Source organism: uncultured Chitinophaga sp., from assembly GCF_937874145.1.
In the GTDB taxonomy this organism is placed as follows: domain Bacteria; phylum Bacteroidota; class Bacteroidia; order Chitinophagales; family Chitinophagaceae; genus Chitinophaga.
Genome location: NZ_CALNBI010000089.1, coordinates 1 through 5,960, shown reverse-complemented (window position 1 = coordinate 5,960; position 5,960 = coordinate 1). Strand labels below are relative to the sequence as shown.

General features: G+C 55.2%; 7 protein-coding genes. 6 read left to right on the top strand and 1 reads right to left on the bottom strand.

Annotation, left to right across the window (positions count from 1 at the left end; genetic code table 11):
- From Q0510_RS03935 to hemL, 4 genes are all read left to right on the top strand, one after another.
- Positions 1 to 655 (top strand): uroporphyrinogen decarboxylase family protein (locus Q0510_RS03935; RefSeq protein ID WP_298708456.1); only part of this gene is annotated, 655 nt, incomplete at its 5' end.
- 1 nt (position 656) lies between these two features.
- Positions 657 to 1,562, top strand: a complete 906-nt coding sequence (gene hemF, locus Q0510_RS03930) for an oxygen-dependent coproporphyrinogen oxidase (RefSeq protein WP_298708454.1) — start codon at positions 657 to 659, stop codon at positions 1,560 to 1,562.
- 26 nt (positions 1,563 to 1,588) lie between these two features.
- A complete protein-coding gene (gene hemB / locus Q0510_RS03925; RefSeq protein ID WP_298708452.1) occupies positions 1,589 to 2,560 on the top strand; it encodes a porphobilinogen synthase in 972 nt (323 codons plus the stop codon).
- A 13-nt stretch (positions 2,561 to 2,573) separates the two neighbouring features.
- The gene (gene hemL, locus Q0510_RS03920) at positions 2,574 to 3,863 is read left to right on the top strand and encodes a glutamate-1-semialdehyde 2,1-aminomutase (RefSeq protein WP_298708450.1); all 1,290 of its coding nucleotides are present in this window, start codon (positions 2,574 to 2,576) and stop codon (positions 3,861 to 3,863) included.
- 96 nt (positions 3,864 to 3,959) lie between these two features.
- Here the strand turns inward: hemL and Q0510_RS03915 are convergent, their stop codons facing one another.
- Positions 3,960 to 4,712 (bottom strand): alpha/beta hydrolase, encoded by a 753-nt coding sequence (locus Q0510_RS03915; protein ID WP_298708447.1) that lies wholly within the window; start codon positions 4,710 to 4,712, stop codon positions 3,960 to 3,962.
- A 352-nt stretch (positions 4,713 to 5,064) separates the two neighbouring features.
- On the opposite strand from Q0510_RS03915, the gene Q0510_RS03910 reads away from it, so the two are divergent.
- Both Q0510_RS03910 and Q0510_RS03905 read left to right on the top strand, forming a co-directional pair.
- Positions 5,065 to 5,541 (top strand): MauE/DoxX family redox-associated membrane protein, encoded by a 477-nt coding sequence (locus tag Q0510_RS03910; protein WP_298708445.1) that lies wholly within the window; start codon positions 5,065 to 5,067, stop codon positions 5,539 to 5,541.
- Positions 5,542 to 5,559: 18 nt separating this feature from the next.
- On the top strand, positions 5,560 to 5,960 hold a 401-nt coding region (locus Q0510_RS03905), incomplete at its 3' end, for a hypothetical protein (protein WP_298708444.1).

Below are 5,960 nucleotides of genomic sequence, written 5' to 3'. Positions count from 1 at the left end.
CGCCCTGCGCCTCACGAAGCAAACGCTGGCCGGCCGCGTGCCCCTCATCGGCTTCGCCGGCGCCCCCTGGACGCTGCTTTGCTATATGGTGCAGGGTAAGGGCTCCAAAACATTTGACGAAGCCAAGGCTTTCTGCTATACCCAACCCGAAGTAGCCCATGAACTGCTGAACCGCATCACCGAAACCACCATCGCCTACCTGAAAGCACAGGTGGAAGCTGGCGCCGATGTAGTGCAGATCTTCGATTCATGGGGCGGCCTCCTCAGCCCGGAAGACTTCGAAAACTTCTCGCTGCAATACATCCGCCGGATCGTGGCCGCGATGCAGGGCGTAGCCCCGGTGATCGTGTTCGCCAAGGGCGCCTGGTTCGCCCTGGAAGAAATGGCCGCCACCGGCGCGCAGGGCCTCGGCCTCGACTGGTGCATCAAGCCTGAACTGGCCCGCCAGTTTGCCGGTCCGGGTGTAACTTTGCAAGGCAACTTCGACCCGGCGCAGCTCATGAAGCCGATCCCGGAAATTCAGAAGTCCGTGAAGAAAATGATCGACGCATTCGGGCCGCAGCGGTACATCGCCAACCTGGGGCACGGCATCCTGCCGAACATCCCCGTGGACCATGCCAAAGCATTCATCGAAGCCGTTAAAAGCTATGCATAATATGTCCGTAAAAGACCGTTTCGTTCCCTTCATCCACCAGCTGCAGAACGAGATCTGCGCTGCATTGGAGCAAGCCGACGGGAAAGCGAAGTTCCGGGAAGACCGATGGGTGCGCCCGGAAGGCGGCGGGGGCATTACCCGCGTGATTTCCGGCGGCAACGTGTTCCAGAAAGGGGGCGTCAACACTTCCGTGGTCAGCGGAAAACTGCCGCCCGTGATGGCGCAACAGTTCAAAGTGGCGGACAACAGCAATTTCCTGGCGGCGGGGCTTTCCCTCGTCATCCATCCTGAAAACCCGTATGTGCCTACGGTACACGCCAACTGGCGGTACTTCGAGCTGTACGGGGAAGACGGGCAGATACAGGACAGCTGGTTCGGCGGCGGCGCCGATCTCACCCCGTATTACATCCATGAAGAAGACGGCATTCATTTTCACCGTACCTTCAAAGAGGCCTGCGGGGCGTATTACGAACAATATAAGCGCCAGTGCGACGAGTACTTCGTCAACAAGCACCGGAACAACGAAGCCCGCGGTATCGGCGGCGTATTTTACGACTACCTGCGGCCTTCGGCGGAACGCACGGCGGAAGACCTGCTGCAATTCCAGTTCTCCAACGGCAATGCATTTCTGAAAGCGTATCTTCCGATTGTAGAAAAGCGGAAAGATCTGCCTTACGGCGAAGCGCAGGTGGAGTGGCAGGAATACCGCAGGGGCCGTTACGTGGAATTCAACCTGATCCACGACCGCGGCACGCTGTTCGGGCTGAAGACCAACGGGCGCATCGAGTCGATACTCATGAGCCTTCCCTCCCGCGCGCGCTGGGAATACGACTACCACCCGGCGGAAGGAAGCCCGGAAGCTGAGTTGCTGGAGTACCTCAAGCCCCGCGAGTGGGTAAAACCGTAACAGACGAACTTTAAAATATTTCAGTGATGATCAGAAGAAACAGAATATTGCGCACCTCTCCCGCCATCCGTGCGATGGTAGCGGAAACCATCCTCACCCCCGCCGATTTCATCGCGCCCCTCTTCGTTGTGGAAGGGAAAGGCGTGAAGGAAGAGATTTCTTCCATGCCCGGTTATTTCCGTTATTCCCTCGACGGCACCGTGCAGGAAGCGAAGGAATTGTGGGCGATGGGCATCCGGAGCGTGTTGCTGTTCATTAAATGTGCGGATGAATTGAAAGACAACAAAGGCACCGAAGCCGTGAACCCCGACGGGCTGATGCAGCGCGCCATCAAGGCCGTGAAAGAAGCCGTGCCGGGTATGGTGGTGATGACGGACGTGGCCCTGGATCCGTATTCCAGCTACGGGCACGACGGCATCGTGGAGAACGAGGAGATCGTGAACGACGCTACGGTGGAAGTGCTGGCGCGCATGAGCCTCAGCCATGCCGAGGCCGGCGCGGATTTTGTGGCGCCCAGCGATATGATGGACGGGCGCATCCTCGCCATCCGCGACATCCTCGAAGAAAACAACTTTACCAAAACCGGGATCATGGCCTATAGCGCCAAATACGCCAGCTGCTTTTACGGTCCTTTCCGCGACGCGCTGGATTCCGCGCCCGGTTTCGGCGATAAAAAGACCTACCAGATGGATTACGCCAACGCCCGCGAAGCCCTCCGCGAAACGCTGATGGACGTGGACGAAGGCGCCGATATCGTGATGGTGAAGCCCGCGATGGCTTACCTGGATATCATCCGCCTGATCAAAGACAGCGTAACCGTTCCCGTGAGCGCCTACCATGTATCCGGCGAATACGCCATGATCAAGGCCGCCGCGAAGATGGGATGGATCAACGAAGAGAAGGCCATCATCGAAAGCCTGACCAGCATCAAGCGTGCCGGGGCCGACCTGATCGCCACTTACTTCGCGAAAGACGCGGTACGCCTGTTAAACCAATAAAAACCCTGCAAAGATGTTTACAAAGAGCCAAGCATTATTCGAAAAGGCCAACCAGGTTATTCCCGGCGGCGTGAACTCCCCCGTGCGGGCATTCCGCAGCGTGGGCGGCACGCCCGTGTTCATGCAGCACGCGAAGGGCGCCTATATGTACGACGTGGACGGCAACCGCTATGTGGATTACATCAATTCCTGGGGCCCCATGATCCTGGGCCATGCCTATGAGCCGGTGGTGAAAGCCATCCAGGAATATGCAACGTACAGCACGTCGTTCGGCGCGCCTACCGAGCTGGAAGTGACCGTGGCCGAGCTGATCATCAGCATGGTGCCCAATATCGAAATGGTGCGTATGGTGAACTCCGGCACCGAAGCCTGCATGAGCGCACTGCGCCTGGCACGCGGGTATACCGGCAGGAATAAAGTGATTAAGTTCGAAGGAAACTACCACGGGCATGCCGATTCCTTCCTCGTGAGCGCGGGCAGCGGCGTGGCTACTCTCGGTATTCAGTCTGTTCCCGGTGTTACGGCGGCCGTGGCGGAAGATACGCTCAGCGTTCCCTATAACAACCTGCCTGCCGTGGAGCAGCTGGTAGCGGAAAACCCCGACCAGATCGCGGCCATCATCGTGGAGCCCGTTGCGGGCAACATGGGCTGCATCCTGCCTCAGGCGGGCTTCCTGGAAGGCCTCCGCGACATCTGCGATAAAAACGGCATCGTATTCATTATGGACGAAGTGATGACCGGCTTCCGCCTCGCCAAAGGCGGCGCGCAGGAGCTGTTCAACATCAAGGCCGACCTCGTGACGTTCGGCAAGATCATCGGCGGCGGTATGCCAGTGGGTGCTTTTGCGGGCAAGCGCGAGATCATGGAGCATATCGCGCCGGCGGGTAAAGTGTACCAGGCGGGCACGCTCAGCGGCAACCCCATCGCGATGATCGCGGGGTATACACTGCTGAAAACGCTCAACGAGCATCCTAACATCTATACGCAGCTGGAAGAGAAAACCAGCGCGCTGGTAGCGGGGCTGCGTTCGGCACTGGGCGCTGCCGGCGTCGTTCACCAGGTGAACCACATCGGTTCCATGATGAGCGTACACTTCGCGGAATATCCCATTGTAGACTTCACGTCTGCTTCGGGCGCCAACAACGAGCTGTTCCGCCGTTTCTTCCACGCCATGCTGGAAAAAGGCGTGTACCTGCCGCCTTCTGCGTTCGAGAGCTGGTTTATTTCCCATGCGCTCGGCCAGGAAGATATCGACTTCACCGTGGAAGCCGCCAAAGCTTCCATGCAGGCGATCAAAGCATAATAAAACAGCCCGGAGCGGTGTGCTCCGGGCCATATATCTCGTTAACGATCAATCCGGCTATTGTGAGAGTGAGAGCTGCCTTCGGGCAGCTTTTTTTTATTTCAGTTGGTGCGAGAACAGCCAGGGGAAGAGTTCCGGTTCCGCGAAAACATTGTCCCAGCTGTTGTGCCCCACGCCGGGGTACTCGGTGTATTTGACGTCGGCGCCCCTGTCTTTCAGGTTTTCGTAGAATTTCCGGCTGGAAGTGGGCGGCACCAGTTTATCTTCCGCGCCGTGGAAGATCCAGACGGCGGTATTCTTAGCGTATCGTTTCGCGAGCTTTTCGTTGCCGGCTCCGCAAATGGGGAACGCGGCGGCGAAGCGCGAAGGGAAGCGCGCGAGCATATCGAATGTACCCATCCCACCCATGGACATGCCGCCGACGTAGAGGCGCTTCGTATCCACGCTGCCGGAGGCCATGAGGCTGTCGATCAGCTTGTAGAGCAGCCGCGAAGGCGCCGTGGGCGGCAGGGACGCGGGGAAATGGAAGGAACGGTTGCCGGAGGAGTCCTGCTGCACCATCATGGGCGCCCAGGTGGCGTTATCCGCGCATTGGGGGAAGATGACGAATGCAGGGAATTGCTGGCGCAGGGAATCGTTGAGGAAAAGCTGGCTCCCGTGAAGGAGTTGCTTCTCGTTATCATTACCGCGCTCGCCGATGCCGTGCATGAATATAATAAGGGGATATGCCTTGCCTGCGTTGTACCCTGCGGGCGGCAGGAGGCGGTATGGCAGGGTTTCGCCGCTGCGGGTGAACCAGCGGGCTTCAAAACCCTCTGACTGCGCGGAGGCGAATACAGGTAATAACATCAGCAGAAATATTGTAAAATTCTTCATAGCTAAACTGTTAAGATTCAATTTACGGAAAGATAGGGAGGATAACAACCATCACTGCACGAAACTGCGGAAAAGTGCAGCGGGCGCTGCATACATAACAGAAATACGCATGCATTATCAATTGATTTTACAACCACATTCATAAATCCTGAAAAAAAAATTCAGATTTTTTTGCGACTGCAGTGTTGCTGCTTTGGGTGGTAGTAATTTAGTACAATCAAAGGCACAGAAAGAGTCAACAGAGATTAGCCACATAAGTACGCAATTAAATTAGCTTAAAAGACAATTTGGAAGACCCACTATTCTACTAATAAAATTCTTACGCATGATCAAGACATCAGCCTGGAAAAGCAGGGTGACAAATCTATGCCTGGAAGTGATTACTTCCGCCCTGGTGATCCTGTGGATTTACACTTCGATCAGTAAAATCTTCGATTATGACAATTTTAAAACGCAGTTAGGCTTATCTCCTTTCCTGGAGGGGATGAACGGTTTTATCGCCGTGGCTTTGCCTGCCGGGGAGCTCCTGCTCGCGCTGGCGCTCATCATCAGAAAAACCCGCAAGCTGGGCTTGTACCTTTCCTTCGGGCTCATGTTCCTTTTCACCGGTTATATATGGATCATGCTCCACTTTGCCTACGACCTCCCCTGCAGTTGCGGCGGCGTATTGGCAGAAATGAGCTGGGACGAGCACCTCTGGTTCAACGCCGGGATGACGCTCCTCGCCGCGATCGCCATATTTATGATAGAACACAAACAACACGCAGCATCCTCTAGTGCCGCACAAATGAGAATGGCATAAACCAATAATTCAGCACATATGAACAAGAGAATTATTATCAGGCTCGTCCTGATCATGGTGGGCGCTATTGCCATCCTGGGCACCCTGATGGCGATTACAACCATGCCGAATGAGAATAATAATGGATTTGTGCGGAAGTGGGCGAGTGAGGAGGCGTTAGAGCCAATAAATAAAATCCATCTTGAAGAAGACTTATCCGGAATAGTTGGGAACTCAGATCATTCAATTTTTCTCGTGGGTAAAAGCCCGACTGGTCTTTTAATCGTAAACAAAGAAACTAAATACAAAGATTCTCTCCATATCAATATATCGTTACCACCAGATAAATTAGTCCCATTCTATTTGAAAATTGATTCTCCAAAATTATACCTACACTTAAACAATGCACAACTCCTAGTAGACGGAAAATTTCCAAAATC